Origin of the sequence: Herbaspirillum lusitanum P6-12, assembly GCF_000256565.1 — a bacterium.
GTDB lineage: Bacteria > Pseudomonadota > Gammaproteobacteria > Burkholderiales > Burkholderiaceae_D > Herbaspirillum > Herbaspirillum lusitanum.
Genome location: NZ_AJHH01000818.1, coordinates 1 through 247, shown reverse-complemented (window position 1 = coordinate 247; position 247 = coordinate 1). Strand labels below are relative to the sequence as shown.

General features: G+C 59.9%; 1 pseudogene. It reads left to right on the top strand.

The features are described 5' to 3' along the window. Positions 1–121: 121 nt before the first annotated feature. A pseudogene (locus HLUSI_RS34745) lies at positions 122–247 on the top strand (methyl-accepting chemotaxis protein); the annotation flags it as partial.

Below are 247 nucleotides of genomic sequence, written 5' to 3'. Positions count from 1 at the left end.
AGCGGCGTTGCCAGTTCTTCCTCGAGCTCCGCCGCCAGCCACGAGCAAAGCATCGGCATCGAAGAAGTGCACCGCGCCATTGCATTGATGGACCAGGTCACGCAGCATTGTCAATACTTCCTCGCGTAAGATCGTCGACATCATCGGCGTGATCGACGGCATCGCGTTCCAGACCAATATCCTGGCCCTGAATGCAGCAGTGGAAGCAGCCCGTGCCGGCGAACAAGGTCGCGGTTTCGCCGTGGTC